The following is a 26,468-nucleotide window of genomic DNA, read 5'->3' as shown; positions in this document are numbered from 1 at the left end:
GACGATGAACGGAGCAGAAAGCCTGGTCGCGACGCTGGTTGACCACGAGGTGGATATCTGTTTTGCCAACCCAGGTACCTCGGAGATGCATTTCCTTGCGGCTCTGGGGGAGAACCCGCGGATGCGCAGCGTGCTTTGCCTGTTCGAAGGGGTAGCAACTGGCGCGGCTGACGGCTGGTATCGAATGAAGGATAAGCCTGCCTCAACATTGCTGCATCTCGGGCCGGGGTTGGCTAATGGTCTTGCCAATATCCATAACGCCAGACGTGCCTCGTCAGGCATGGTCAATATCATTGGCGAGCATTCTGCGTCACACCTGAAATATGACCCACCTTTGACGTCTGATATTGAGGGCCTTGCTCGCCCCCTCAGTCACTGGGTGCGCCGTGCAGAATCAGCCGATACCATCGGCTGGGATGCCGCTCAGGCAGTGGCACGGGCTGGCGAACACCCAGGAAAGATCGCGACATTGATCCTGCCTGGCGACGCATCGTGGCAACAGGTGCGTGCCCCCCAGGTGATGCCACACTCACCCCGCCTCAGCCGCAAAACGCCACGCAGCGAACGTATTGAGCATGTCGCACGGGTGTTACGCTCCGGTGAACCTACACTGATTATCCTCGCCAACAAGGCAACGCGCGGCGCGGCGCTGGAAAAAGCGGGCCGGGTTGCTGCGGCGACTGGCGCGCAGTTAGGCTCACAGTTTTTTACGGCGCGAATTGAGCGAGGTGCCGGGGTGGTTCCCATCGCCCGGATTCCTTATGCCGTTCCGCAGGCTATCGCTTTCCTGAAGGAATTCAGGCATATCATTACGGTTGAAACCCGTGAGCCAGTCGCCTTCTTCGCCTATCCAGACAAACCGAGTTTGCTGAAGGCGGAGGGAACCCTTGTGCATGAACTGGTTGAAGATGACGAAGACAGTGAGCTGGCCTTTGACATGTTGTTGCAGGCACTCGGTGCCAGCAGTACCGCAGCAAAGACACAAAGACGCATTGAAGCGCCCATTCCGCAGGGCGCGCTTAACCCCACAAGTATCGCCCATGCTCTGGCGGCGGCCATGCCTGAGCACTGCATCCTGGTGGATGAGTCGTTAACCACCGGTCGTGAGTCAATCGGGTTGACTATCGGTGCCCGTCCGCATGACCTCATCAACAATATGGGTGGCTCCATCGGTTATGCCACCCCTGTGGCAACCGGCGCGGCATTAGCCTGCCCTGACCGCCGCGTATTCTGCATGGTGGGAGACGGCAGCGCGATGTACACCATCCAGTCATTGTGGACGCAGGCCAGGGAAAATCTGAACGTCACCACCATTATTTTCGCCAACAACAGCTACGCCATCCTGAAAGCGGAGTACGCCAACATGGGTGCCGGAACGCCAGGGGAACGTGCGCTGTCGATGATCGACATCGGTGAGCCACGCATCGACTGGCTTGCCATGGCGAAAAGTATGGGGGTGCCAGGCGTTGCAGTTGATAGCGCTCAGGGTTTTTATCAGGCCATGATTAACTCAGCCCGTGAACCCGGTCCCTGCCTGATTGAAGTCCGTCTGTGAAAAATTATCAAACTAAAGGAGAGGCTTATGGCGCTAACTCTGCGCACCAATCTGGCCGATTACCCGGTCACTAAAGCGATGAAAGATGGCCGGGTTACGTCCGACCAGGTCACCCTCGATTTTTGTGGCCCTCAGCCTGCACATAATGGCTTTAAAGCGATGGTTCGCGAGAACAAGTTCGATGCTGGTGAACTTGCCATCGTTACTTTCCTGCAGGCTAAGGCCTATGGCAAACCCTATGTGTTGCTGCCCGCACCGATTTCAGGGCGCTTCCAGCATCATTGTGCCGGTTTCAACAGCGACTTTGGTCACCTCGATCCTAAAGACATTGAGGGCAAAAAGGTGGGCGTTCGTACCTACTCGCAAACCACGGCACTGTGGATTCGTGGGGTACTCCGCCATGAATACGGTGTTGATCTGGATAAAGTGACATGGATGACGCTGGGCGATGGCCACCTGGCCGAGTATCACGACCCGGCTAACTGTGTCCGTTTGCCTGCTGGTGCAAATATCCCGCAAATGATGCTGGAGGGTGAACTGGCAGCGGCGTTGTTAGGTGAAGACATGCCAAAAGATCCGCGCGTGCTTACGCTGGTGCCCGATGCACACAACGCGGCAAGAACATGGTTTCAGCGCGAAGGATTTGTGCCTGTCAACCATATGTTCGTGGTTCATCAGGATATTTCTAAGAAGCACCCGGAGGCGGTGCGTGAAATCTACCGCATGATCGGCGAAAGTCGTGATCTCACCGCCGGGGGATTACCTGAGATCTTCCCGCCAATGGGGTTGGAGGCCAATCGTAAATGTTTACAGACCGCGATTGACTGGGCGCTTGACCAAAAGATCATTCCTCGTGCGCTGTCGATCGATGAGTTATTCGATGATGTGACAGGCAACCTGGGGTGAATCAGGCTTTTTTCAACGTTATGGTTCCGGGTTGGTATCTTCCGGGGCCATTCCATCAGGAATAACATGATGACTCACCCCCTGGAAAACCTGAACCTGCGCCATCTACGTATGATCCAAAGCGTGGGTAAAATGGGCGGGGTAAGTAATGCATCGCGAACACTCTATACTTCACAACCGGCAATCACGCATGCGCTGGCCAAATTTGAAGATCGACTGGGCTTCAGGCTGTTTAAGCGAGCCCCTCGCGGATGTTATCCAACCCAACGAGGCCAGTATTACCTGCTGCGCATCGACCGCTTCCTGGAAACACTCGACAACGCTATCGCGCGTATTTTATCTCAGCCAGTTGGCAGAAGAGACGAAAGACAACAGGTAGACCGGCTGATAACGGGTTCACAGTTACGCTCGTTAATTGCCTTAAGCGATCAGAAATCGACAGATGGCTTTCCCCATGAACCCGGCGTATCCCCAGCCTCACTCCGACGTTCCGTGCGCAGACTCGAATGCGCGCTGGCTACACCGTTGATTAAGCGGAGCAGTCGCGGGCTTGAACCCAATTACAAAGGGCATTTCCTCGCCGGTGAATTCAGGCGTGCAATCAGGGAGTTTGAATCCTTGCCTCACGAATCTTTCAGCGTTGTGCAAGATGGCTGTGATGAGGTTGTCGTAGGGGTATTACCTTTTGCCGGTGCGCAAATCCTGGCAGAAGCAACGCATCAATTCAGGTCATTGTTTCCATTCGTCAGAGTCCGGCTTATATCGGGTAGCTATCAAAAATTATTCGCGGATTTAACCAGCAATCGCATTGATATCGTGGTCGGGACGCTGCGCAGGGGCGACGATGCAAGTCTCATTAGTCGGGAAGTTCTGATGAACGACAACTATTGTGTCGTGGCAAGGCCTGAACACCCGTTGACCCAATTTGAGGAGGTGATGCCAGCTGAAATTGCTTATTTTCAGTGGGTGGGACCACCGAATGGCTCGCCACGACGTGCCCGGATCGACAGAATTTTTCATGGGTTGCATACAGCCCCCGATTTTTTTTGCGAAACAACCTCGCATTCAATTAGTCGGCAGTTGTTGCTCAGCTCAGACATGCTCACGTTAGCGGCTCGCTCTTCAGTCCAATATGACTTAACGCACGGCATACTGAGCGAACTCCATTGCCCATTTTTTGATGATACTGTTCAGATTGGGATATCGATGCGTCGAGAATGGCAACCTTCTGCGGCTCATAGTGCCTTTATTGGTGAGTTACGTGCAGCTACGCTTCAGCTAACGAATCAAGCCTGTCAGGAAATCGCATGATTGGCCAGGGAACCAGTCTTGACCAGTTTTGCTGCATCTGCCGCCGCCGACATATCTGCTATTATGGAGAACGGTTGTTTCTGCTTCAGATTCCCCAGTTGCAGTGATATTTGCTGCTGATAACTAATATCATTTTCTGTCAGTGATAAGTCGCTTGAATAAGGTTTCTGCATTTGAATAAAATCCCAATCCGCCTGTGCGGATTCTGGGTTAAATATTTTTTCGGCATGCTTTCGTGCGGAAAAAAATGCATCATGGGCGTCTGGAGACATCAGATAGTTATAGAGAGAACCATAGGCGGCCATCACTGCGACAATACTATTATGTTTATTTTTGAGCGCTGCGTCGGAAGCATAGGCAGTCTGAAAAATATAATCAGGTAGTGACTGCCAAAGATTGCCTTCCTGGATCACCGCCAGACCATCCTTATTATTCAAATGAGAAACACTTGAGCAGCAGGCATCGGCTTCACCTTGTATCACTGCTTTATAGCACGCCTCATTGCTTCCCTTATTAACAAAATTTATCTGAGAAGCGTCAATGTCTTTTTCCTTCAGTAATTCCAGCATCAGCATATGTAATAAACCCATTGATGATCCAACGGCTACGATTTTACCCTTCAGATCCTGAAGCGTTTCGATGCGATCTTGCGCGGCATAAATCGCCAGTGCGGTTTTTTTCATCCCGGCACCCACAATCTTCACTTTTGCACCTCGGGCAATCTGCGATAGCAGACCGTTGTAACCTGATGTCATACATAGATCTGCCGCGCCACTGGTAATAGCTTTGAATGGGCCACTTGTGCCCGAAGCTGGAATGAAAGTGACATCGGCATCATATTGCCTGAAAAATCCCTGCTGGCTCATTAATGTGGTTAGCGTGGAATTCTCCACTCCAGGATTAAAGGCAATTCTGATGTGGGAAGACGTGCTTTGGGCGATGACAGGTATCGCTGTCCCTGACAGGCCTATACCGCAAGCAATCAGAGCTGAATGCTGTAAAAATCGACGACGTTGAAGATTGATTGTTTGCGACACTGGCGTTCTCCTTAATGCGTCATCAGGTTTGCAACTTTGCGACTGTATGTAAGGCTATTGGTCGGCTGTTAACAAATCCAATTCAAAAAAGGAATTTTTCCATTCATTTTCTGACTGTATGGGGGTTGTTGGTACGAGGAAGGGGCAGTATTACTGATGACTGTTATCTCACCCTATTACTGGCGATGCGGGAGGTTGATGATGCACAAGGATGATTTATGTTTCAATTTTATCGCGTAACTCGTCTCTTTTCCCTGAGGATATTTTCCAGATTGCCATCACCCACAAAAAATATCTGGTCATGATAAAGAAAGTGGCGGCGCATCACACCTTCGCCGCCCTGGTAAATTAAGGCCGTTCACCCCGTGCCAGTCGGGCATTGATATCTGCCATCACCGCCGGTAAATCTGCCAGCGTATCGATGACATAGTGTGCCCCCGCAGCGCTCAGTTTCTGCTGGGCCACTTCACGGCGACGCGCAATCTCAGCGCCATCCATCTGCTGATATTCTTCCCTGGTTGCGCCAAATTCATTGCCGGAGACCGACAGGCCAACGCTCCACATCCCCGCGCGCAACCCTTCTTCGATGCCTGGTACGGCGTCGTCGACCTTTACGCAGTGACCGACCGCATCAATGCCCAGTGCAATCACATTCTGAAGTGCCATCCACGGACCCGGACGCGCTCCAGCCGCAAGATCGTCAGCTGCCACCCAGTAATCCGGCGCGTAACCTGCCTCGGCAGCGGCGGGCACAAGTCGCTCCATCACCGGACGCGGATAGCCAGAACAGGAACCAATTTTGATGCCGTCAGTGCGAAGCTGGGCTATCACCTCGGTTACCCCTGCGATTGGCTGTGCGAAATCCACCACTTTGGCAATTTGCAGCGGCATAAAAGCCTGGTAGATAGCGTCGATATCCTCCTTGCTCATCGCCCGGCCAAAGCGCTGCTGCCAGCGCGCATCCACGGTTGGCAACTTGCCGAGCGCTTCAATGTGCTGCCATTTTCCCAACCCCATCGGCACGCGTGCTTCTTCCAGCGTGATTTCAATATCAAATGCCAGACGAAAGGCTTCGACAAAAATTTGCGTGGGTGCGAAGGAGCCGAAATCCACGGTGGTTCCCGCCCAATCCAGAATCACGGCGCTAATACGTTGCATGGTATGTCCTCATTTTTTCCAATACATGGCATGTTCGATGGCGTTGAGCAGGCCGGTGATGTCCGCTTCATACACCTCACCGATGTTGCCGATGCGGAAGCAGTCGCTTTTTGAAACCTTGCCGGGATAAATCACAAAACCTTGTGCTTTCAATCGCTGATAAAAATCGGCAAATCGATAGGTATCGGCCCTGGGAGAGTAAAATGCGGTGATGATGGGCGAGTGCCACGCATCTTCCAGTAAGGTTTCAAAGCCCAACTGACGCATGCCAGCCACCAGTTTCTGCTGGTTATTGCGATAACGTGAATGGCGAGCCGCCACACCGCCCTCTTCAGCCAGTTCTTTGAGCGCCTGCGCAAAAGCCAGCACCGTGTGTGTGGGTGAAGTGAAGCGCCATTTGCCGTGGTTATCTTCCATGCAGCGCCACTGCGCATAGAGATCCAGTGAAAGGGAGCGGGAGCGCCCTTTACACTTCTCCAGCTCGCTCTGGCGCGCGATAACAAAACCAAAGCCGGGTACGCCCTGGATGCATTTATTGGCAGAGCTGATCAGAAAATCGATATTGAGTGCTGCGACATCAAGCGGGATACCGCCAAAGCTGCTCATCGCATCGACGATATAGATCTTGCCGAACTGCTGGGCCAGAGCAGCAACTTCAGCAATCGGATTCAGCATGCCGGTAGTGGTTTCACAATGCACCATGGCGATATGCGTAATGCTGCTATCTTCACGCAGCACGCGTTCAATCTCAGCCACATCCGGGCGTGCCACTTCGCCACAATCATAGGCGTGATGCGCGATGCCCATCAGTGATGCCATCTCAATCATGCGCGCACCATACGCGCCATTACTGACAATCAGCACTTTGCCGGTGTCGCCAATCACACTACCTAATACCGCTTCCACGGCATAGCTGCCGCTGCCTTGTAACAGTACAGAAGTGTAACCAGCAGCAGACGTCGCTAATGAGACCAATTGCTGTCTTATAGCCTGTACCACTCCGAGATTGTAATCATCATCCCAGGTGCAACTGTCGGACAGCATGGCTTCTTTCACGGTTCTGGAGGTGGTCAGTGGACCGGGGGTAAGCAACAGGTAATTACGGGAAGTCATTTTTTCACCATTGGTATATACCAGATTGCATTTATTATTAGAGAATCGCTTTTGTCATCACAAGGAGAAATCGCCACTGCAACAAAAAATTCATCTGGGCATGTATAATGACGTCTTAAAAAACTACAGCGAATCCGCATGAAATCGTTAACCAGTGATATCCCGCAATACCTGCTGATCAAGGCCGAGCTTCAGGCGCGCATTCAAAGTGGTGCGTTGAATACCGGTGATAAATTGCCGTCAGAGCGCGAGCTGTGTGCGATCTTCTCTACCACCCGCACCACCATCCGCGAAAGCCTGGCGCAGCTGGAGGCGAGCGGCGTCATTTATCGCTCCGATCGCCGTGGCTGGTTTGTCACCCCGGAACGCCTTTGGCTTGATCCCACACAGAACACCAACTTTCATAAACTCTGCCTCGAACAGGGTCGTGAGCCGAAAACGGTATTGCTCAGTGGTCGTTTGACCACCGTGCCGCTTGATGTCATGAAGCCTTTGGACTTGCAGCCATTCGACCAGATTTATCTGCTCGCGCGTCTGCGTTACGCTGATGGTCGCGCTATCTGTTATTGCGAAAACCATTGCCTGCCCGCGCGGGTCCCTGAGCTATTGCGTCACGACCTCAATGGCAGTCTGACCGAGGTTTATCAAAGCCATTACGACCTGGTTTATACCAGCATGCATCTGACTTTCTACCCCACCTCCATTCCGGCGCATGCCGCGGCCGCGCTGGGCATTATGGAGGGTTTGCCGGCGCTGCAACTGAGTCGACTCAATTACGACCAGCATGGTCGCGTACTCGATTACGATATTGAGTTCTGGCGCCATGACAGCCTGCGGATTGAGGTTGATACCCACTAAATCCAGCGAATAAAAAAGCCCTGTTCAGCCATGAGCAGGGCTTTTTTTTGCCTGCTTCATTTTTCTGTCACATATGCCGATTAGCGTTAAACGCAATTCTGGTACATACCAGATTAACTTTCACACGCTACGAGGCCCAACAGATGAAACTCTCTCACCTTGCTCTGCTGTCCGCTCTTGCTGTTGCTTCAAGCCCGGTTTGGGCAGATTCAGTTGTCACCGTCTACTCGGCCGATGGCCTGCACGATGGTGATAACAGCTGGTATCAGGCAGAATTTGCCGCGTTCACTCAAGCCACGGGAATCAAGGTGCAGTACGTGGAGAGCGGATCGGGAGCGATTGTCGAACGCCTGGCGAAAGAACGCAGTAATCCTCAGGCAGATGTATTAGTGACCGTGCCACCGTTCATTCAACGCGCCGCCAGCAACAACCTGTTAGCCGATTTCACTCCAGATGCCGCCGCGCAAATTCCCGGAGCCACTGCGCGTTATGTCCCTCTGGTGAACAACTATTTGAGCTTTATCTACAACCGCAAGTTACTGAAATCCGCCCCTGCCAGCTGGCATGATCTGCTTGATAACCGCTTCAGGAACAAACTGCAATACTCCACGCCTGGTCAGGCGGGCGATGGCACCGCAGTCATGTTGCAAGCCTTCCACAGCTTTGGTGGCAAACCAGCCGCCTTCGATTATCTGGGTAAGCTGCAGGCCAACAACGTGGGTCCATCCGCCTCCACTGGCAAACTGACCGCCCTGGTGAATAAAGGCGAGCTATATGTGGCGAACGGTGACCTGCAGATGAACCTGTCGCAAATGAAGCAAAATCCGAATATCCAGATTTTCTGGCCAGCGGATGCTCAGGGTGAACGCAGCGCATTGGCCCTGCCCTATGTGATTGGTCTGGTGCAAAACGCGCCGCAAAGCGAGAACGGTAAAAAACTGATTAACTTCCTGTTGGATAACGCCGCACAAATGCAGGTCAGTTCTCTGGCATGGGGCATGCCCGTTCGCCGTGACATCACACCTGATGACAGCAATTATCAGCAAGCAACAGCCGCATTACAGGGCGTGAAAGTGTGGCAGCCAGACTGGAATGAGGTGGCAAATTCACTCTCAACCGATATCGCGCAATGGCACAACGTGACTGACAGTGAGTAACCCGTGATGCTGATGAAAACCTCTGTCGCCGCACCGGCTATCGCAGCCAACACCTCGGGCATCGTGCTGGATAACTTGCGTGTGGCTTACCACGACCAGGTCGTGCTCAAACCGCTCACCCTTACCATTGAACCCGGTGAAGTGCTGGCGCTGATTGGGCCTTCCGGCTCGGGAAAAACCACGGTATTGCGCGCGATTGCAGGTTTTGTGCCTCCCGCAGGGGGGCGCATTTTGCTGGGCGATCGCGACATCAGTGCATTGCCCCCTTATCAGCGCGGACTCGGCATGGTGGTACAAAACTATGCCCTGTTCCCGCACATGAAAGTGGAGGACAACGTGGCGTTCGGTCTGCGTGCACAAAAGCAGCCCAGGGCGCTTATCACTGAGCGTGTGCAGGATGCCCTGAAGATGGTGGGAATGCGCGATTTCGCCACTCGATATCCGCACCAGCTTTCTGGCGGTCAGCAACAGCGCGTGGCGATTGCCCGCGCTATCGCCACGCGTCCGCAAGTGTTGCTACTGGATGAGCCGCTATCGGCCCTGGATGCACAGATTCGTCACAACATGGTGGAGGAAATCGCGCGGTTGCACCGGGAATTACCTGAACTGACCATCCTCTACGTCACACACGATCAGATCGAAGCCCTGACGCTGGCGGATAAAATCGGCATCATGAAAGACGGTTCGATGGTGGCGTATGGTGAAACGCACGCGCTGTATCAACGCCCGCCCAATCGCTTTGCCGCGGAATTTCTTGGACGCGCCAACATCCTTGCTGCCACCGCGCTGGAGGTGCAACAGCAGTCAGGTGAAGTGTGCGTCAGTTGTGGCGGTACGCTGGTCAACGCCAGTACGTCGGGCAACATGCGCGGCCGCAACAAATTACTCTGTGTACGCCCGCAGCACATTACGTTGCAGCCACGTTCGCCACGTAGCAATCGCCTGAATGCCACCCTGCAATCGCTACACTGGCAAGGCGATCTGACTCACCTTTTATGTGATGTGGCGGGGGAAACAGTGCGCGTGGTGCTGACGCAACTCAATCCGCTGCCACAAGCGGGAGAGGCGCTAACGCTATGGTTTGAACCGGAAGATGCAGTGTTGCTGGAGGTTGAGCATGTCTGAAACCCTCCCCGTAATGCGCACATGGTGGCGTGGACTGGCGCTTCAGCGTCACGGCAGCTTACTGTTACCGCTGCTGGTGCTGAGTACGTTATTCTTCTATCCACTATTGCTGATTGTGCAACAAGCGCTACAGAACGACAGCGGCCACAGCAGTTTCGGAGCATTTTTGCAGGTGCTGGAATCACGCCGCTTTATCAGCGCATTGCTCAACACCATTCAAATCGCGCTGTTCACCACCTTCGGCTGCTTGCTATTAGGCAGCGTGATGTCACTGATTCTGGTCTTTATTCCCTTCAGCGGCAGCCGGTTTATCAGCCTGGTGATCGATACCTTTATCGCGCTGCCAACCTTTCTCATCACCCTGGCGTTCACCTTTATTTATGGTTCCGCCGGTTTGCTGAATGGCGGGCTGATGGCGTTGTTTCATTTCGAACTACCGCCGATAGATTTCCTCTACTCCATGCCTGGCGTGATTCTGGCGGAAATCACGGTATTCACTCCCCTGGTGATGCGCCCGCTGATGGCTGCGTTGCGCCAGCTCGACCGTAGCCAGTTAGAAGCCGCGAGCGTGTTGGGCGCGCATCCGCTACGCGTTATCGCTCAGGTGATTTTCCCTGCGGCCCTGCCCGCGCTGCTGGCGGGTGGCAGTCTGTGCTTGCTGCTGGCAACCAATGAGTTTGGCATTGTGCTGTTTATCGGCGCAAAAGGTGTGAATACCCTGCCAATGATGGTGTACAGCAAGGCGATTCTTGAGTCTGATTACACCAGCGCCTGCGCCATTGCTGTCATCAATATTCTGCTGTCGCTCGGCTTGTTTCTGTTGTATCGCCTCGCGGCCAGTCGCGCCGGTACAAGGAGCTCATCATGCTAGTTTGGTCACGTAGTGCACGCAGGCTGACCAGTGCTGTGGCTGTCACACTGTTTACCCTGTTCTTTCTTCTTCCGCTACTGGTGATCCTGCTTTCCAGCCTTAGCCAGCAGTGGAATGGTTTTTTACCCTCGGGTTTCACCGTTGATCACTTCATCAACGCTTTCAAAGGAGCCGCCTGGGACGCGCTGTTTTCCAGCCTGGTCGTGGGATTTGCAGCCAGCCTGTTTGCCCTATTCTGTGGCTGCTGGGCAGCCCTGGCACTGCGTCAATACAGTGTGAAATGGCAAAAGCGTCTCGGCATCATCTTCTTCCTGCCAAGCGCTGTGCCCTCTGTGTCAGTGGGATTGGGCATTCTGGTGGCCTTCAGTCAGGGGCCGCTGCAGATGAACGGCACCGTGTGGATCGTACTGGTCGCGCATTTTGTCCTGATATCCGCCTTTAGCTTTAGCAACCTCTCTACCGGGCTGGCACGTATATCCGCTGATATCGAGAACGTAGCGTCGAGCCTGGGTGCTCCCCCTGCGTATCGCCTGCGGCATATTACGTTGCCACTGCTCATGCCGTGGATGTTGTCCGCGCTGGCACTGAGTTTGTCACTGTCGATGGGCGAACTTGGCGCTACAGTGATGATTTACCCGCCAGGTTGGACCACATTGCCGGTGGCGATTTTCAGCCTGACCGATCGTGGCAGCATTGCCGATGGTTCCGCCCTGACCATTGTACTGGTGGCGGTGATCCTGTGGCTGACGGTAAAGCTGGAGAGGATGGCACAGCGGCTATCCAATCCATAGCGGGTCGCAGTGCACAACGAGAGAAGAGGAAATCCTCCTTTTCAGTTTCGTCTCGCCCCTGAACTACGCAGGAAAATGGAAGAAGCACAAACTCAGTATGGAGATGAGTCTCTGGGTGCCTGGATTAAGCGAATCATCAGGAAGGAACTTAGGTTGCTTATATAATGTATTAATAATCATAATGTTAGGCAATTATGTTCCTCGGGCAAATTGAAATCAGTGCCGTAAGGTTAGCGAAGAGTCAATGGTTCAGGTCGCCAAGGTGTGAATTCAACCAGACTTAGCCGTCAGAAGAAACACGGAGGAAGTATCAGCGTTGGGATAAACTTCAGCATGCCAGCCACAGCGATCTAATAGCTTCTTAAACGCCGGGATCCTGCCGGTGAGTCTGGCCACCAGAGGCGCAATCTGTACGCCTTCATCATCGAAAGCGATATCCAGTCCTGAACGTGACAGGTAAATAGCGTTGATATCGGCATTCGCTATTACAGCGCGTCGTCCTGACCATTCCCGGTCACTAAGAATCCGATATACCCACTGCAACTCTTTGGCGGTTTCGATGGCATAGGTCAGCCGGAATAAATCGGTCTGCCTTGTCAGGTCTCCGGTACAGGAGCGCCATAGATAGTCCAGTTTATGCCGAAGTTTTGCTCTTGTTCCGAGAGTCCTGCCCTGCTTCAGCAACCACTGGATATCCGTCGCCACTTCACGAGGGAAACGATGTTGTTTAAGTGCTGTTGCCAGCCAGCGTGTCAGGAATATATTTTCATGCGATTCGGAATGTATCAGACCATCATGTCTTGCCAGGTGCAGCGCAATTAAAGCGCACCATGCCAGATGCCCGGTTTTCTCTGTCATTGATTCAGTTATCACGCGTTACCTGTCCCTGTAATTAAGAGTGAACCCTTTATGCACAAGTAAAAGATCGTGGTCATACGATGTAAAGATCGTTTCAGGTGAAATGAGATAATGCAAAAAATATCATGCAGCTGTATATGGTTTCTGGCAAAAAATGCTTATGAGCTCTAATTTTTTGAAGTGATTTCAGGCATAGATAGTTTTTCTGAAGCAATTTCCCTCAGTTCCGATATTCCCCGGTGAATATGACAAGGGGAATCCTGTTTTGAAGGTGCTCAGTTTGCAGTATCTCAGTCGACGCATGCCAGAATCAGTAAAATCAAACTATTTTTTTACTGGTGCTAACATTTGTCTGAAAATAACGGTTAATGATCAAGGTTACGTCAACCTTTAAACAATACTACGAAGAGTAAATAAGAGGATTTTACTGCATTCCTTTTTCCGTTTATTTTCGCTTCTCTGGATTGTCATGTGTGTATATAATCAATTTCGCAGCAATTAAAGAAATCTCTTAAAACAATTAGCAACCCGGATTATGGAGATGTTCATGAGTGAGTCACTTAAAGCATTAAATAATATTCGTATCCTTCGCGCTCAGGCGCGTGATCTGGCCCTCGCAGAGCTGGAAGAAATGCTGGAAAAATTCAGTGTTGTGGTTGCTGAGCGTCGTGAAGATAGCCAGGCAGAGGAAGCAGCCGTTCGTGAAAGAGAAGAGAAGCTGGTTAAATACCGTGAGCTGCTCATGGAAGAAGGTATTGATCCAACTGAGCTGCTGGGTTCTTTGCAGGGTGCAGGTAAACCCCGTACAAAACGCGCACCACGCCCGGCTAAGTACAAATTTACCGATGAAAATGGTCAGGAAAAACACTGGACCGGTCAGGGTCGCACCCCGGCCCCGATCAAAGCAGCGATCGACAGTGGTAAATCACTGGACGACTTTCTGATCTAATTATCGGTCAGCTGAAACTCTTCTTTCACCAGTTCGGGTATTCAATGCCTCAGTCAGGTCAGCAGCTATCTGCTGACCTTCAGTTTTTTTTACAGCAGCTTCAATTTCCCGGGCCTGATATCCGTAACTCTCCCATCCTCATCCAGACACTGGGTGAGGCGCCCCGCTACGATATCCTGTATTAATGCATCACCTTTACGATAAACCTGGCTGGTTTTTCGATAAGGTCTTTGCCAGTCGTCCGTAGACGGAGTGGGGCTGTTATCGTTCATGTCACCTGCAGAAATTAATGGGATGATATCAGCAGGACTGTCCAATTCAGTAAATTCTCTCCGATGAATTTTGCGATATCTTTCCAGATGAACGGCGTCAGCGGGACACACTTCCCTGTCAAGCCAGACGCACTGTCAGCGATGATTATCTTTTTCTAAGCCCAACGCCCCGGTGAGCAGATTTTGTGGCGCCTGCGACGCGAAATCTGTGATTTCCGGGGTCTTGCCTTTCCTGTTTTGAACAGGAAAGGTTAGAGGCTTAGTTACAACAGACATTAACAGCGACTTAAATCATACGGGCCTTCGGCCTGTCAAAGGGCACTCGGAGTTTCAGAGTGGCACGTGCGTGTTGAGAAGGGGCACTTCGTTAAGGTTCAGCTCTGCGATATGTATGGAGGGGCTGGATGGTGGATTTTTGCAATGATGTTGAGTTAAAAGTAATTTTTGCTTGTTGTAACTAATTAGTGTGGGAGTATGCATTAATCCCTCTCGAAAAACCATAACTCCTGGTATTCATCATTTTAATGATGGACTGGTATTTGGTTTGACCGGAGCATAATACTAAGTTGATAAGGATTTTTGGCTAATCACGTCGTACCCTAAACGGGCAGTCTGCTTGAGTTCATAACGAATTCGTTATATTATTTATAGCGAATTCGTTATGAGGGACGCTAATGTGGGACGTAAATACGACGGACTCTTTTACTGAGTGGCTTCTTTCTCAGGATGAGCCACTAAGAGAATCTGTATACGAAGCAATGGGATTGCTTGAGAAATTTGGACCGAGTCTGGGGAGGCCATATGTAGACACACTCAATGGCTCAGACTTTCCCAACATGAAAGAATTACGTATTCAGCACGCTGGCGATCCGATTCGGGCTTTCTTTGCGTTCGATCCAGCAAGAAGCGCAATCGTGTTATGTGCTGGTGACAAAACCGGTGTTAATGAAAAACGATTCTACAAAAAGATGATCGCGCTGGCTGATGAAGAATACAGGCAACATCTGGCAAATCTGGAGGAAAGGTATGGCAAGTTATAAAGAATTGCTGGCGAAAGAAAGTCCTGAAATGCAGGCACGTGTTGCTGCTCGCGTAGAAGCTGCAAGCATCAAAATTGCTCTCGCTCAGCTGCGGGAAGAACTAAATATTTCGCAGACGGCGATGGCGGTGGCAATGGGTGTCAGCCAACCCGCCGTCAATCGTATGGAACAACCGGAAAATGATCCACGCCTCTCCACTCTTCAGCGCTATGTCAAAGCACTTGGTGGTGAACTGAGCCTCGATGTTACGCTGCCCGGTGGCAAACGAATCGCTTTCAACCTTTAAAATTTTGCGCCCCGCATAAACATGCGAGGCGCAGTTTCCCCTACTGAATATCATCCTTCTTTTGATTTTAACTGTCTGACCCGGCGGTCAGTGTTAGCTTCAATGTAATGGTGACCCAAAGTTGTAAAAACATAATACCCTCTCCTGTCGAAGGCGTTCGGTGAACACGCAGTTAAGTCCACATGAAAACCATCTATCTATGTTATTCATGTGAACTCACTCCGGGGCTATACGTCGCCCAGAGTCAGCCTTTTACCCCCTATTCATTGCTCACTGAGTACTGATTCTCTTTTGATTATTTCTTTACTGACCACAGGTCAGGAAGGTATTGCAGCTCACCGGGTTATCCGTTGCAACTGACTTTATCTCCCTGTTTGCAGATAAATGTGGAAAAGAATCCGGATTGTGCTGACTGGCAACCCGGTCAACGGAAATCCTGCCTTTTTAGCTGGCCGGGTGCCCTGGCCATGAACCGGAACAAACGACTTCACCGCCAGCAAAGGCGGTAAATTTATAACAGTGAATTTCAGTGAAGCGGTTCGGGAGGGGATGGCTCGTATCTGAGTCCCAGCTCAAGCCGGTTAAGGTTCTGCCACACCAGGCGATTAAAACTGTCGCTGTCCATATCAAACAGCTCGTGAGCGGGATATGTTCTGACTATCCATGCTGCCATCGCGTGTCGCCTTTCATCAAGCGGCAGACGTGCGAGTTGTTTCTTCTGCTTCCCGCGTAGCGCCCTTTCCCGCCGCTGACGCAAGGTGGCGATCCGTGTATTGTCGTACCACCGTTCGCGGGCTTCCCGGACTGAATCCTCGGTGCCGGGTTCACTGCCACCCACCGCCTCAGACGCAAGCCGGGCATTACGCTGTGCCAGCAGCTTATCCATATTCACGCCGCACAGCTTCCAGAAGAGGTCCGTCACTCTGATATGCCGCGGCATCCAGTATTTCTCAACCGGATCCCACTCCAGCGCGGGCATTTCGGTAATGCCGAAGCGGGTAAATTCCCGTACCGGAAGCGCGCATCGGCCGTCAGCGCCGGATCGGTTCTGAGCGCAAAGCGCGTCGCCGACACCGGCAGGCTTTTATTCCACAGCTGCGTTTCGCGCCCGGCGCGGATATCTTCCGCGCGCATCACCACGTCATGCACCGTCTCGCGTTCCCCGCTGTTGTGTTTAACGGCCCCCAGCCATTCCCCCATATCATCTGCATACACCTGGAGATGCTCTGCCGCCCGGGAAAACGCAACATAGGTGCTGTCCAGCGCGGCCATAAATTGCCGTCCCTGTTCAGCGCCCACCAGCGCGATGACATAAGGGATGGACGTACCCTGTGAGCTGTAAGTCGTCACGGCATAGCCATAATCGATATGCCGGTCGGCATGGCTGCCGGCAGGATCCAGCGACAGCGTCCGGTCACCGGTATTGAGCAGAATCGCACCCTCATCAGTCATGCCGGTGACCGTGGCCATATCGCTCGCCCGCAGGTTACGTTCCCGGTCGGTTGCGGTCAGCCTGACTTTCTCACCCACGCTGAACTCGCGCTCTGCCTGTTCGAAAACCGCCACATTCTCTCTGCGCAATTCAGCGGGCCTGAACCAGCGGTCGGACAGGCCATCCAGGCCTTCCATCCTGATAACGCCACATTCTGCATCCGGCGCACTCACGCGGAAATACGCTTCCCCGACTCTGACAATATTACCGGTCTGCTCCTGCCAGAAAGCCCGCCGCCCCAGGTCAGCCTGACTGTTATTGACCCGACTGAGCACCGGCAGCGTGACACTGTCACCCAGCGTGCCATTTCCCTGTAGCCGCTGCTGGATGGCGTCGTTTATCGCGGTGCGGTCGGCATTCAGCTCTGCCACGATCAGGGTATCGGCACGCGCCTGCGCGATACGTCCGGCATAGTCATCGGCAATCATGCCGGTGAGATCGGGGGGATCGTCTTCCGCTGTGTTATGCAGTGATTTGCCATTCACCGTACTGGACGGCGGGATAAATGCGCCCGCCTGGCGGGATACCACATCCGGGCGTGTCTCTGCGGCCACGCGTAAGGCTTCACTGACATTTCCGGCTATCATGGCTTCCACCACCGGACGCAGCGCCGGAGTTTGCCGGACAATTTCACGCATCACGGCCCGGTCAGCAGCACTGCGATCGAGTGCAAGGGCAAAAGGCACACCGGACTCCATCGATTTCAGCTGGTTTCGGTCACCACTCAGCACCGCACGGCCTCCGCCTTCCGTGATCACCGTCAGCAGAGAGGCCAGCTGGGCATTGCCGTTCATCGATGACTCATCGATAACAAACAGTCTGTTCCGGTAATCATGTGATTGCCCGTCCACCTGCCACTGCCCGTTTTCACTGAGGAAACTGGCAATGGTCTGTGCCGGTATTCCCGCATGACTCAGTTCACTGACCGCCCGGTGTGTAGGGGCCAGGCCGGTCATCTCAGGCGGGTGTGTAAGTTGTCCGAGCGCGGCGGCAACCGTGCGAAACTGCGTGGTTTTTCCGACACCGGCATAGCCCTGAATTGTGGTGATGCGATCACGTGAGGTCAGGATAATCCGGGCTGCCTTTTGCTGGCCGGTGGTCAGCCCGGTTGCGTCTTCCTGGCGCAGTCCCGTCGCGGAAAAAGGCGGCACACTTTTCCTGCCTTCCGTGATATGCCGCAGGATGGTCACTTCATTCTCAAAGTTCTCACGGGAAATAAAGCTGCCTGCGGCTCTCTGCTCAGGCGTCAGAGGGATAATCTCGCCGCGCGCTGTCAGCCTCTGTAATTCCTGCTGAGTACGTTCAATGGTCAGATTCCGCTCGTCGGTGATGACCGTGGCAAGGACGTTTAATCCGCTGAAGGTGACGCCGGTACCGGTGATCTTTTCGATCGTCAGGCGAACAGCACGTTCCGCATGCGACATTTTCTTCGCCTCCACGCTGCGGATCGCGTCGGTCAGGCGCTCCTGACCGGTGAAGGCCTGCAGGCTCTGTGTCACGGTGACCGACGCCCGGTTTTGCGCCAGTCGCCGGTTAATGGCGTTTTCATCGAGTGGCGAGAAAGCAACAACCCTGTCGCCGCTGCGCCGGAGCATATTGATCGTCGCATCCGTCACATCCTTCCCTGCCAGCACCGCGATGACGCTGCCGGCACTGCGTCTGGTCGCACCAAAGGATTCGGCATAGTCGTAATCCACATACAGGGGAGCGTTCCCGTTCAGATGCAGAATCTCGCCTTTTGTGTTCTCCATCACAAATTTGTCTTTAAACAGCCAGTTACCCGGTTTAAAACCTGCCACCCTCAGCTTTTCATTGCGGGGCGCTTTCGGGTTGATAAGAGACGTGGTACGAAGCTGCTCTCCATCGCGAAGTTGCAGCTTTTTTTCACGAAATAACCGCCACTGGCTGTCAATGTGGCCAATATTCAGCCCCTGTGTTTGTCCTTTTTCATCCAAAACGGTCAGAAGATTGAGCCGTTCACTCACGCCTGTGATGGTAAAAATCTCCGGCAGACCGTTCCTCTGATTATGCTCCAGCACCATACCGGCGTGGTAACGGCTGCGATCGTTACGATTAGTGGCGTCAAGCCAGACCGGCACGCGTGCGGTGACTTCACCCAGCACAGCGCCGAGCTGCCCCACTTCAGTCAGGGCCTCCCGGGTACGCGTTGTCAGCTGATCGCGCATGCGGGCATTGCCCGCCTGCAGGACAACATTGCCCCCCTGCGCTTTTTCCTGAGCATAAAGGCGGGCGACAACCGCCAGCCGCTGGTCTGCGGTGTCCTGACCTATGCGCTGTATCACTTCAGTCGCAATCCCGGATGGTTTCAGGCTACGTAATCTGCTCAAGATCTTGCGGCAATGGAACTGCGCTGGCAGCGCTGGAAAATCATTGCTGATATGTACTTTGCCTCGCCGAGAAAGACGCTGGCCGCAATAGAACGTGCCTGTCACGTCAGCCGGGCGCAAATTTATCATGCTGTGAAAAAGGTCAGTGAGAAGGAAGGGATTTCTATACCGGAAGAACGTAGCAACAGGAAAATATCGAACAGTGATATTGAAGAGATTAAAAAGAAACTGGGTGAAGGTGCAATCAGGAAGGATATCTGCTGGGAATACAATATCAGTATTGATACGCTGATTAAATATGTTGTCCGGGGCGGAATCAGGCAGTAATGAGAGATAAGTAGATATTGTCTCCATAAGATAATGAACCATTAATATAAAAAACATAATGGGTTATCTTAAAGAGATTAAGATGAAAAATATCGTCATAAGAACATGGCTTGAAGTAGTTATCTTCCACCTGAAAATGGATCAAAATTAACAACCCCCAAACGAATCTCATCCCATTTCGTATTATTCATATCACCATATCATTCCAGCCTGAGAACACAATACTGAAGCCATAGATAAGAGATAACCTACATACAGGTATGCTTGTTTTTTACTGCCCGCGGCATACATCAGGCTGGTTATCCCTGAAAAGCACAAAGCAATGGCCAGCATGGTGAAAATTTCCATTACCCCCTCCTTTTTAACACTTCATTTGACTGTTAACCTAATTTCAGGCCAACTATCACATCGACAACCCCTGCCATCAAAATAACAACACCAGGGATAAGGTAATTTTTATCCTTCTTGATACGTAACAGATAGAACATAGTGAAAGCTACGCATATCATCGGGATACCAATTTTTAAATAAACAGACATGCTTTGCTTTCTCCTTAACAAAAAATAACTCCACTGACTCTCATACACGGTACAATGTCATCTGAGATCTTCGCGAACGTAATCATTTATATCATCAAAATAGTCAATTGTCAGCCAAGAGCAGCTGTGACTGGCTATTATGAGGGGAAACCATCAACGCTGTCCGCCGCGAGTTTGGCACAAAAGCGCCTGGATTACTCATGACGATTTACAACGATCTCTTATCTCAGCTTTCTTCAGCTTACCGGTACATTCCGCCAAAAAAATCGGAGGTGGAATAGACATCAGCCAAACGACGGCTGGGATTTTTGATGAAGAGGTAAATGATTTCGTTCACAGTATCCACAGAGGAGAAAATTATCTCTGGCATCAATAGTTGGACCAGCCCATAGCAATGTAATAAAAAATACAGATTGCCGTTAATCACAACAAATGATGAATTGCTGACGTCATACGTGTAGAAAAGTTCGCTGTCAAAATATCTTAGGATTGGGTACACATGCCCGCTCTGTCATTTACTCATTTGGATGCAATATTTCCTGCGCTTCATGTTTCATCACATGAGTGCGAATCGCAGCCTGAAAAACTTTGAACAATAATCCATTGATAAATGTGGTTACAGTGAGTACGACAAAAGCGGTCATCAGCCAGTCGATAAAACCGATGTTACTGTGCACAAGCACGGGTCTGTAGATCAGCATACCAGCCGCAACCATCCAGTGACTCATGCAGTAAAAACAACTAAAAAGATGCCCCAGCATACCATTCTTTCTCGTAGTCCATGCTCGTAGTGCCGCGAAGAGTTCAGTTTGAGTAACTGTCATTGACAGACTGGCTGATGCCAAAGCAATCATCAGGCATACTGAGAGGTCTGAAGATAACACAGGAGTCATTATCGTTTCCTTATACATCAAATAGTTGTATTTTTCGCATTCGTTCTAATGCGACCCCTTCATGTGACTTATGAAATCACATGATATTTGCCGTTGTCAACCTTATGTAACACTGTAAGATACATGAATGTAAATCAGAGAGAAGAGTTGATATGCGTCAGGACAACAAGCTTTCCCGCACACTGCACGTGCTACTGCATATGGCACGTCACAACAAAGTTTATACCTCAGAAGAAATCGCCATGATGCTGGGGACAAACAGCGCTGTAGTAAGGCGCACTCTGGCTGGTCTGCGTGAGGAAGGTTTTGTCACTGCAGTCAAAGGGCATCACGGCGGCTGGCGTATTGCTGTTGATCTGCGTGAGATCAGCTTACTGGATATCTATCGAGCGGTAGGGATTAGTCATCTTTTCGCCATTGGTGGGGGCGATGAAAACCCAGAATGCGCTGTAGAAGCAGCGGTAAATCAGGCGCTGGGAAATGTTCTGGATGAGGCCGAACAGACACTTCTGGCACGTTTTTCTGAAATTAGCCTGGACGACCTGAAAGTAGGTTTCGAAAGTCACTTTCCTGAAAACCTGGAGGCAGGAGATACCGCGTGTATCGCCAAATTGCGACAGTCAGACATATAAAACAACAAGGTTGCTTTGAAACTGAGTTTTTTTGAATACCGCAAGGGCGAATTTAGAATATTATTTCTCATTAGAGACATTGCAACGTAATAATATTTCGTGTCTGCCAACGACAATATCAAATCCTAGTAATTTCTCTGTAAGTGCCCGCGAAGCCAGTCTTAACCTCTTCCGACATACTTCTCATGGCATTGAGGATATTACTATGCTTAAAGTCCTGTATTGCTGTCAAACTAAGTAATAAAACATTTTCAATCAAGTCATGGCTGTTTCTGAAATGAAGATGCAGGACGTATGGGGTGAGACCTCTGTAAGCGACCAGCGGAAGTTCGCGATTTATCTGATCGGCTAACAATACAGACTTAATCTTAGCCTAACACTCGATTATCAAAAATCTATAAATCTCTGCTAAATACCCCAAAACATCAGATTTAAAGCATCTTTGATCTCAGCCCCATAATCACTGAGATCAGCGATTGTTTCACCAATAAACTCGACAGAAACACTCGATAACTCAGTGGTCATCAATCGGAAATATTCGCCATTAATCCGTATCAGAGGAAACAGTGTTTTGTTCACTTTTTCAGAAAGATGATGCGACTCGATAAGGGGGATGACCATCCGTCGTTTTGGTGACTCAACGATGTCACTTTGTACATCGACCAACATTTTGTAGTGGCTTGCCCGTTTATATCGATAAACAATGAACTGCATGCTCACCAGTCCCTGTTTTCATCGGCAAAAGAACCATTCAGTGCGATAAATCTTGCCACTTCTTCCATACCTTCGCGATTATCTTCCTTCCACTGCTCAGCCTTGATTCGACGGGCTTCTTTGCCTATCACATCATTAACCAGACCAGATATGTTCACTCCAGCAGCACTGAGAATCTGATAGTTGTCTTTATCTACGGTAACGTTGACTCGGTGTTTCATAAGATAGCCCCTTTTATGTACACCTTGAGTGTATACTCAGTTAGTACATTATTCAATCTACAGTATGGCAATACTCTTCGAATTCCGGTTGGAAACCGTTCGAGAGGTTAAATTTAACCCATTGTTTTATTTGAAATTAAAAGAATTAACCTGCAATTCCCCATCAGCAAGCAAGTACCATTGAATAGGGTAACGTCCAGATCAGAGATTGCGAGTGGTGTGTAGGAAATTGGGCGTTAATGATATCTCGGATAAGATACGCTCCTGGAAATTTTAAAACCAGGGACGGCTATACACATTTCAAATCACATTATTTTCATGCTGATCTCAGGATTTTTCTCCACCAGCACAACCGCAGATTGCTTTAGTAAGCGGGAAAATGGTTTGCAGTCGATCCGGATTATTTACGCACTATCGCCTGGCAGGAATCACGCTACAACCCTTCTGCGATAAATTATAATCGTAGCAGTCTCCCGTTCGGCTTATGGCTTCCTGCCCTCTTCAAAATCGATCAGCGCTGCCAGCACCTCCGGGTGCCCTATCCAGACTTCATCAATCAGTCGAGCCCCTACCTCATCTGAGGTTTCCAGCAACATGCGCGCGGTTTCGTAGTTGTCCCAGCCACTTTCAAAGGCTGCCTCTTCATACAATGCCTGCTGCTGGATCTGAATCATGGCGATCTCATTCGGATCGGTCGCGGGTTTGTACCAGGTGAGATGACGAACATTTCCTCTGATGACGATGCGCCCGGCTACGTCTCTGATAATCGCAAGATGAGGCTGAAAGCTGACTGGTCCGGCATCAATACCCAAATCAGGGTCATAGTAATCTTTACCCTCTTCCCTGATGGGCCAGCTTCCTCACGTTTTCATCGCTCTGATGCGGTTCATCGCCTCCGGAATTGAATCTGCCCCACCGAGAGTAATGGCGCTGTCCCTGAAAAAAGTCCCATACCGGAGATCATCTTCCAGGTACTCCATCCGCCCATCTACTTCAATTTGGAAGGATCGCTTACTTTCAGCAATGAGATTTCTAATCCGCTCCCGTTGATGTAACGCATCGGCACGGAGTTCTTCCAGTGGCGGCAACCCTTCAAAGCCACACTTCCAGGCATCGCAGCAGACTTTTTGCGCCAATGTCTGCACAGAGGTTGCCAGCGCATAAATGACAGGGGTGGTGATTTCACCATTTTCAATCATGCAGGCAACATGACGGGCAGCAATGTGAAGCGTGGTCAAGATGTCATCCACTTCAGCGATTTCAATACCGAGACTGTCGAAAGCACTCAATACCATCAGATCCCCTTCGATTTTTTCCAGCAGAACCTGCGCATTGGTGCGTACGGCCAGCTGAGTATCGAAATGGTTTTCAACCCATGTTTTGGAAGATTCCGTTGTGGCGGTTTTGATGTTGTGTGTGTTCATGCTGTTACTCCTGTCGGTGGTCGTTATCCATGTTTCGGTGAGTTCACGTCGCGGCAGGGGGGTCGTAGATGTAAGCCATCGGACCGTGGCCGCAAGGCCCGAAACGCGCTTTCTGCGGTTCGGCGGAGCTTACCGGCTTTGTCGGTTAGCGCAGCAGTGCCTGACGCCCCGGTTTACCGGGGAGCCGAAGGTGGCCGGGAGACATGTGTTAGGTGTATTCATTTGTCATGAGTGGGATAGAGAACATCTGACGGGTTCTTCAGAAAATAAACAAAGAGCAGTTGCGCTTCTGATAAACATAAAGGCAAAGGGGAAGCCGGTGCATCTGCACCGGCCCTCCCTTTGCCGGCTTAACGCCCTGGCAGACGAGTTCTGTAATGATCAGTCCCTGAACTCCTCCCATTTGCAACCACTCCCGCCACAGACCTCCGGCACATCCGGAGTTCCGGTCACCGTCCATTCATCGAGAAATACCAGGGAGGTAAGAACGCCGGTCTCTGATGGCGGAAGCGGCAACATCGTTGTAAACCAGACATCATTGCATCGTCCAAAGCACCAGTAGCATCCGTCACTTTCACGCGCTTCACTTCTCCACCAGACTCGCCCCATATGCATGACACCAACCTCTGCCAGCTCACTGTCATGCGATCGGATAAGGACATGATGCTCTGAACAAACGCCCTGCCATTCCACCAGGAAGGACACAAGCCAGGCCTTCATGATCTCGCTCCCCGCCATATCAGTAAGGACTCCTCCACCGGCAGAATGGCTGATTGCCTGGTCCTGCAAAGGTAAGCGGCTCATAGAAACCGTCTGTTAAATTTCATCAGTTTCCGTTATGTATTAAATCCACTTATCGGTAGAACAACGTTTCAACTGTAACCATTTTAATTGGTAGGGTTTGTATCCAACATTTTCTCGTTATAAATCATATGATGAACCATTAAGACCAGCTATGTTCCGATTCATCTTCTTAGGATTGTATTAAATGGAAATAAGCATAAAGACCCCTCTCATTCACTCTCTTCCTTTGAGCCAGCGAAAAGGCTGCAATATATGGCTGAAGATGGAATCTTCTCAGCCTACCGGTTCATTCAAGCTCAGGAGTGCAGGTCATATATGTCACCACTACGCCAGAGAAGGTGCTAAGGCTTTTGTCAGTTCCTCTGGCGGAAATGCCGGGATCGCAGTGGCACACAGCGGCCGTAAACTAGGTATACCGGTGACGGTTGTAGTGCCAGAAACAACATCTCAAACAGCAAGAAAACTGATTGAGCAGGAAGGTGCACGATTAGTCGTCAGAGGAAAAGTATGGAGTGAAGCTAATGAGTATGCGCTTTCCTTAACAGATGACCATACCGTATATATTCATCCTTTTGATCACCCCCTTCTCTGGGAAGGTATCGCCCGGATGATAGACGAAGTGATTGAGGCGGGTCTGACACCGGACGCAGTCGTTTTTTCTGTAGGTGGTGGCAGCCTTTTATCCGGTATCGCCAAGGGTCTGAACAGGCACCGGCTGAGTCATATTCCGATGTATGCCGTGGAAACGCATGGCACTGGATCCCTGAACGCTTCTATTAATGCTAATGAGCTGATTACTCTGGAAAAAGTCAGTGGTATTGCGACCACGCTGGCAGCCAGTCGGGTTTGCGAAAATGCATTTAACGTAGCCAGCAAAATGAACGTTAACAGTATACTGGTATCCGATGACGAAACTCTTGATGCCTGCCGGCAATTTATTGAGGATCATCGGGTGTTAACCGAACCTGCCTGCGGAGCTTCTCTGTCGATTATTTATGGGGATGAAATAACCTTCAGGGAAACTGACAACGTTCTCGTCATTGTTTGTGGTGGTGCTTCCGTTAGCCTTAACACCATCACCGGGACTTAACTGATTGATGTCAGGTCGCATTTCCACGGTAACCGGTCACGAACACGGTTCGACGGCCAGTCCTGAATATGACCGATGACATAACGCAGCCATACCTCCGGGCTCACGCCGTTCAGACGGCAGGTACCGATAAGCGAATACAAAACGGCGGCGTGCTCGCCTCCGCTGTCTGAGCCCGCAAATAACCAGTTTTTCCGGCCCAGGCAACGCCACGCAGGCGTTCTCCGCGATGTTATTGTCTATTTCGGTCCAGCCGTTGCGGCAGTCCAGGCTGAGTGCATCTCACTGCTTCAGCACATAGGCGAACGCTTTTGCCGTATCTGAGTGGCGCGACAGCGTTGCCATTTGCGGCTGCATCCAGTCATACAGCGACTACGCGGAACAGACCTGGCTTTTCTGTGTCAACACCACGACTGGCTGGCCGTTTTTCAGCACGCGTTTTGCCCGGTTTTCACCATTTTCGGTGTCCGCTTTTTAGCATCTATTCTTCGGCTTCTTCCTTCACCGCCGGTTTTGGTACTGCACCAGCCTTACGTTTATCTTTAAGACGGTAACTTTCCCCTTTGATGTTCACTGTGGTTGAGTGATGCAGCAACCTGTCCAGGATCGCCGTTGCCAGTACGTGATCTCCGAACACCTCGCCCCAGTCCGTGAAGCTCTTGTTGGACGTCAGGATGATGCTCGCTTTCTCGTAACG

The 26,468-nt window shown here is 51.1% G+C and carries 29 protein-coding genes and 1 pseudogene; 14 read left to right on the top strand and 16 right to left on the bottom strand.

Annotated elements, in window-relative coordinates; all coding sequences use genetic code 11:
• The first annotated feature begins 4 nt into the window (after positions 1–4).
• From CUN67_RS29515 to CUN67_RS29505, 3 genes are all read left to right on the top strand, one after another.
• Positions 5–1,555, top strand: coding sequence for an acetolactate synthase large subunit (locus tag CUN67_RS29515; protein ID WP_208719198.1), 1,551 nt, complete (start codon positions 5–7; stop codon positions 1,553–1,555).
• 27 nt (positions 1,556–1,582) lie between these two features.
• On the top strand, positions 1,583–2,461 hold the full coding sequence (locus tag CUN67_RS29510; protein WP_208719196.1) for a phosphate ABC transporter substrate-binding protein: 879 nt from the start codon (positions 1,583–1,585) through the stop codon (positions 2,459–2,461).
• Positions 2,462–2,527: 66 nt separating this feature from the next.
• A complete protein-coding gene (locus CUN67_RS29505) occupies positions 2,528–3,772 on the top strand; it encodes a LysR family transcriptional regulator (RefSeq protein WP_208719194.1) in 1,245 nt (414 codons plus the stop codon).
• Here CUN67_RS29505 and CUN67_RS29500 read toward each other — a convergent pair.
• The 3 genes from CUN67_RS29500 to phnW form a co-directional block, all read right to left on the bottom strand.
• On the bottom strand, positions 3,757–4,809 hold the full coding sequence (locus CUN67_RS29500; protein WP_208719192.1) for an ABC transporter substrate-binding protein: 1,053 nt from the start codon (positions 4,807–4,809) through the stop codon (positions 3,757–3,759). The two genes, CUN67_RS29505 and CUN67_RS29500, sit on opposite strands and share 16 nt — an antisense overlap.
• A 348-nt stretch (positions 4,810–5,157) precedes the next feature.
• Positions 5,158–5,967, bottom strand: coding sequence for a phosphonoacetaldehyde hydrolase (gene phnX, locus CUN67_RS29495; RefSeq protein WP_208719190.1), 810 nt, complete (start codon positions 5,965–5,967; stop codon positions 5,158–5,160).
• Between the two features lie 9 nt (positions 5,968–5,976).
• Positions 5,977–7,080 carry a 2-aminoethylphosphonate--pyruvate transaminase gene (gene phnW / locus CUN67_RS29490; RefSeq protein ID WP_208719188.1) on the bottom strand — a complete coding sequence of 368 codons (1,104 nt, stop codon included), beginning with the start codon at positions 7,078–7,080 and terminating at the stop codon, positions 5,977–5,979.
• A gap of 138 nt (positions 7,081–7,218) precedes the next feature.
• Here phnW and phnR point away from each other — a divergent pair, with 138 nt between their 5' ends.
• The 5 genes from phnR (at position 7,219) to phnV (ending at position 11,882) form a co-directional block, all read left to right on the top strand.
• Positions 7,219–7,938: a phosphonate utilization transcriptional regulator PhnR gene (gene phnR, locus CUN67_RS29485; protein WP_208719186.1), complete on the top strand. Its 720-nt coding sequence runs from the start codon at positions 7,219–7,221 to the stop codon at positions 7,936–7,938.
• A gap of 143 nt (positions 7,939–8,081) precedes the next feature.
• Entirely contained in the window at positions 8,082–9,095 is a 1,014-nt protein-coding gene (locus CUN67_RS29480) for a 2-aminoethylphosphonate ABC transporter substrate-binding protein (protein ID WP_208719184.1), read from the top strand.
• Between the two features lie 6 nt (positions 9,096–9,101).
• A complete protein-coding gene (phnT, locus tag CUN67_RS29475) occupies positions 9,102–10,220 on the top strand; it encodes a 2-aminoethylphosphonate ABC transport system ATP-binding subunit PhnT (RefSeq protein WP_208719618.1) in 1,119 nt (372 codons plus the stop codon).
• Positions 10,221–10,233: 13 nt separating this feature from the next.
• The gene (phnU, locus tag CUN67_RS29470) at positions 10,234–11,091 is read left to right on the top strand and encodes a 2-aminoethylphosphonate ABC transporter permease subunit (protein WP_439332306.1); all 858 of its coding nucleotides are present in this window, start codon (positions 10,234–10,236) and stop codon (positions 11,089–11,091) included.
• Complete coding sequence (gene phnV / locus CUN67_RS29465) at positions 11,085–11,882, top strand: 2-aminoethylphosphonate ABC transport system, membrane component PhnV (RefSeq protein ID WP_208719180.1); 798 nt, start codon at positions 11,085–11,087, stop codon at positions 11,880–11,882. Before phnU ends, phnV begins: the two co-directional genes overlap by 7 nt.
• A 270-nt stretch (positions 11,883–12,152) precedes the next feature.
• Here the strand turns inward: phnV and CUN67_RS29460 are convergent, their stop codons facing one another.
• The gene (locus tag CUN67_RS29460; RefSeq protein WP_208719616.1) at positions 12,153–12,740 is read right to left on the bottom strand and encodes a DUF2913 family protein; all 588 of its coding nucleotides are present in this window, start codon (positions 12,738–12,740) and stop codon (positions 12,153–12,155) included.
• Between the two features lie 547 nt (positions 12,741–13,287).
• On the opposite strand from CUN67_RS29460, the gene CUN67_RS29455 reads away from it, so the two are divergent.
• The 3 genes from CUN67_RS29455 to CUN67_RS29445 all read left to right on the top strand — a co-directional run bounded on the left by CUN67_RS29455 (position 13,288) and on the right by CUN67_RS29445 (position 15,287).
• Entirely contained in the window at positions 13,288–13,689 is a 402-nt protein-coding gene (locus CUN67_RS29455) for an H-NS family histone-like protein (protein ID WP_208719178.1), read from the top strand.
• A gap of 946 nt (positions 13,690–14,635) precedes the next feature.
• Positions 14,636–15,001, top strand: coding sequence for a type II toxin-antitoxin system RelE/ParE family toxin (locus CUN67_RS29450; protein ID WP_208719176.1), 366 nt, complete (start codon positions 14,636–14,638; stop codon positions 14,999–15,001).
• Positions 14,988–15,287 carry a helix-turn-helix domain-containing protein gene (locus tag CUN67_RS29445; protein ID WP_208719174.1) on the top strand — a complete coding sequence of 100 codons (300 nt, stop codon included), beginning with the start codon at positions 14,988–14,990 and terminating at the stop codon, positions 15,285–15,287. Before CUN67_RS29450 ends, CUN67_RS29445 begins: the two co-directional genes overlap by 14 nt.
• A gap of 526 nt (positions 15,288–15,813) precedes the next feature.
• Here CUN67_RS29445 and repA read toward each other — a convergent pair.
• The gene (gene repA / locus CUN67_RS29440) at positions 15,814–16,266 is read right to left on the bottom strand and encodes a plasmid replication initiator RepA (protein ID WP_208719171.1); all 453 of its coding nucleotides are present in this window, start codon (positions 16,264–16,266) and stop codon (positions 15,814–15,816) included.
• Positions 16,206–19,127: an AAA family ATPase gene (locus CUN67_RS29435; protein ID WP_217621312.1), complete on the bottom strand. Its 2,922-nt coding sequence runs from the start codon at positions 19,125–19,127 to the stop codon at positions 16,206–16,208. Before CUN67_RS29435 ends, repA begins: the two co-directional genes overlap by 61 nt.
• 12 nt (positions 19,128–19,139) lie before the next feature.
• Here CUN67_RS29435 and CUN67_RS29430 point away from each other — a divergent pair, with 12 nt between their 5' ends.
• Positions 19,140–19,454: a hypothetical protein gene (locus CUN67_RS29430; RefSeq protein ID WP_208719167.1), complete on the top strand. Its 315-nt coding sequence runs from the start codon at positions 19,140–19,142 to the stop codon at positions 19,452–19,454.
• A gap of 192 nt (positions 19,455–19,646) precedes the next feature.
• Here the strand turns inward: CUN67_RS29430 and CUN67_RS29425 are convergent, their stop codons facing one another.
• From CUN67_RS29425 to CUN67_RS29415, 3 genes are all read right to left on the bottom strand, one after another.
• Positions 19,647–19,802: a hypothetical protein gene (locus tag CUN67_RS29425; RefSeq protein WP_208719165.1), complete on the bottom strand. Its 156-nt coding sequence runs from the start codon at positions 19,800–19,802 to the stop codon at positions 19,647–19,649.
• A gap of 32 nt (positions 19,803–19,834) precedes the next feature.
• Positions 19,835–19,993: a hypothetical protein gene (locus tag CUN67_RS29420; protein ID WP_208719163.1), complete on the bottom strand. Its 159-nt coding sequence runs from the start codon at positions 19,991–19,993 to the stop codon at positions 19,835–19,837.
• A 515-nt stretch (positions 19,994–20,508) separates the two neighbouring features.
• The gene (locus tag CUN67_RS29415) at positions 20,509–20,886 is read right to left on the bottom strand and encodes a DUF1360 domain-containing protein (RefSeq protein WP_208719161.1); all 378 of its coding nucleotides are present in this window, start codon (positions 20,884–20,886) and stop codon (positions 20,509–20,511) included.
• A gap of 152 nt (positions 20,887–21,038) precedes the next feature.
• On the opposite strand from CUN67_RS29415, the gene CUN67_RS29410 reads away from it, so the two are divergent.
• On the top strand, positions 21,039–21,518 hold the full coding sequence (locus CUN67_RS29410; RefSeq protein ID WP_208719159.1) for an Rrf2 family transcriptional regulator: 480 nt from the start codon (positions 21,039–21,041) through the stop codon (positions 21,516–21,518).
• A gap of 408 nt (positions 21,519–21,926) precedes the next feature.
• Here CUN67_RS29410 and ccdB read toward each other — a convergent pair whose 3' ends face one another.
• From ccdB to CUN67_RS29380, 5 genes are all read right to left on the bottom strand, one after another.
• Positions 21,927–22,232: a type II toxin-antitoxin system toxin CcdB gene (ccdB, locus tag CUN67_RS29405; RefSeq protein WP_208719158.1), complete on the bottom strand. Its 306-nt coding sequence runs from the start codon at positions 22,230–22,232 to the stop codon at positions 21,927–21,929.
• 2 nt (positions 22,233–22,234) lie between these two features.
• Positions 22,235–22,453 (bottom strand): type II toxin-antitoxin system antitoxin CcdA, encoded by a 219-nt coding sequence (gene ccdA / locus CUN67_RS29400; RefSeq protein ID WP_208719156.1) that lies wholly within the window; start codon positions 22,451–22,453, stop codon positions 22,235–22,237.
• Between the two features lie 482 nt (positions 22,454–22,935).
• Complete coding sequence (locus CUN67_RS29390) at positions 22,936–23,265, bottom strand: hypothetical protein (RefSeq protein WP_208717869.1); 330 nt, start codon at positions 23,263–23,265, stop codon at positions 22,936–22,938.
• Between the two features lie 48 nt (positions 23,266–23,313).
• Positions 23,314–23,877: a hypothetical protein gene (locus tag CUN67_RS29385; RefSeq protein WP_208719154.1), complete on the bottom strand. Its 564-nt coding sequence runs from the start codon at positions 23,875–23,877 to the stop codon at positions 23,314–23,316.
• Between the two features lie 381 nt (positions 23,878–24,258).
• The gene (locus tag CUN67_RS29380) at positions 24,259–24,681 is read right to left on the bottom strand and encodes a hypothetical protein (RefSeq protein ID WP_254711460.1); all 423 of its coding nucleotides are present in this window, start codon (positions 24,679–24,681) and stop codon (positions 24,259–24,261) included.
• Between the two features lie 184 nt (positions 24,682–24,865).
• Here CUN67_RS29380 and CUN67_RS29375 point away from each other — a divergent pair, with 184 nt between their 5' ends.
• Positions 24,866–25,771, top strand: a complete 906-nt coding sequence (locus CUN67_RS29375; protein ID WP_208719152.1) for a pyridoxal-phosphate dependent enzyme — start codon at positions 24,866–24,868, stop codon at positions 25,769–25,771.
• Here the strand turns inward: CUN67_RS29375 and CUN67_RS29370 are convergent.
• Positions 25,768–26,143, bottom strand: a pseudogene (locus CUN67_RS29370) (IS66 family transposase); the annotation flags it as partial. The gene CUN67_RS29375 and the pseudogene CUN67_RS29370 sit on opposite strands and share 4 nt — an antisense overlap.
• Positions 26,144–26,252: 109 nt before the next feature.
• Positions 26,253–26,468, bottom strand: a 216-nt coding sequence (locus CUN67_RS29365) for an ATP-binding protein (protein ID WP_208719150.1), incomplete at its 5' end; no start/stop codon positions are given.

Origin of the sequence: Pantoea cypripedii, assembly GCF_011395035.1 — a bacterium.
GTDB lineage: Bacteria > Pseudomonadota > Gammaproteobacteria > Enterobacterales > Enterobacteriaceae > Pantoea > Pantoea cypripedii_A.
This window is presented reverse-complemented; position numbering and strand designations above follow the sequence as displayed.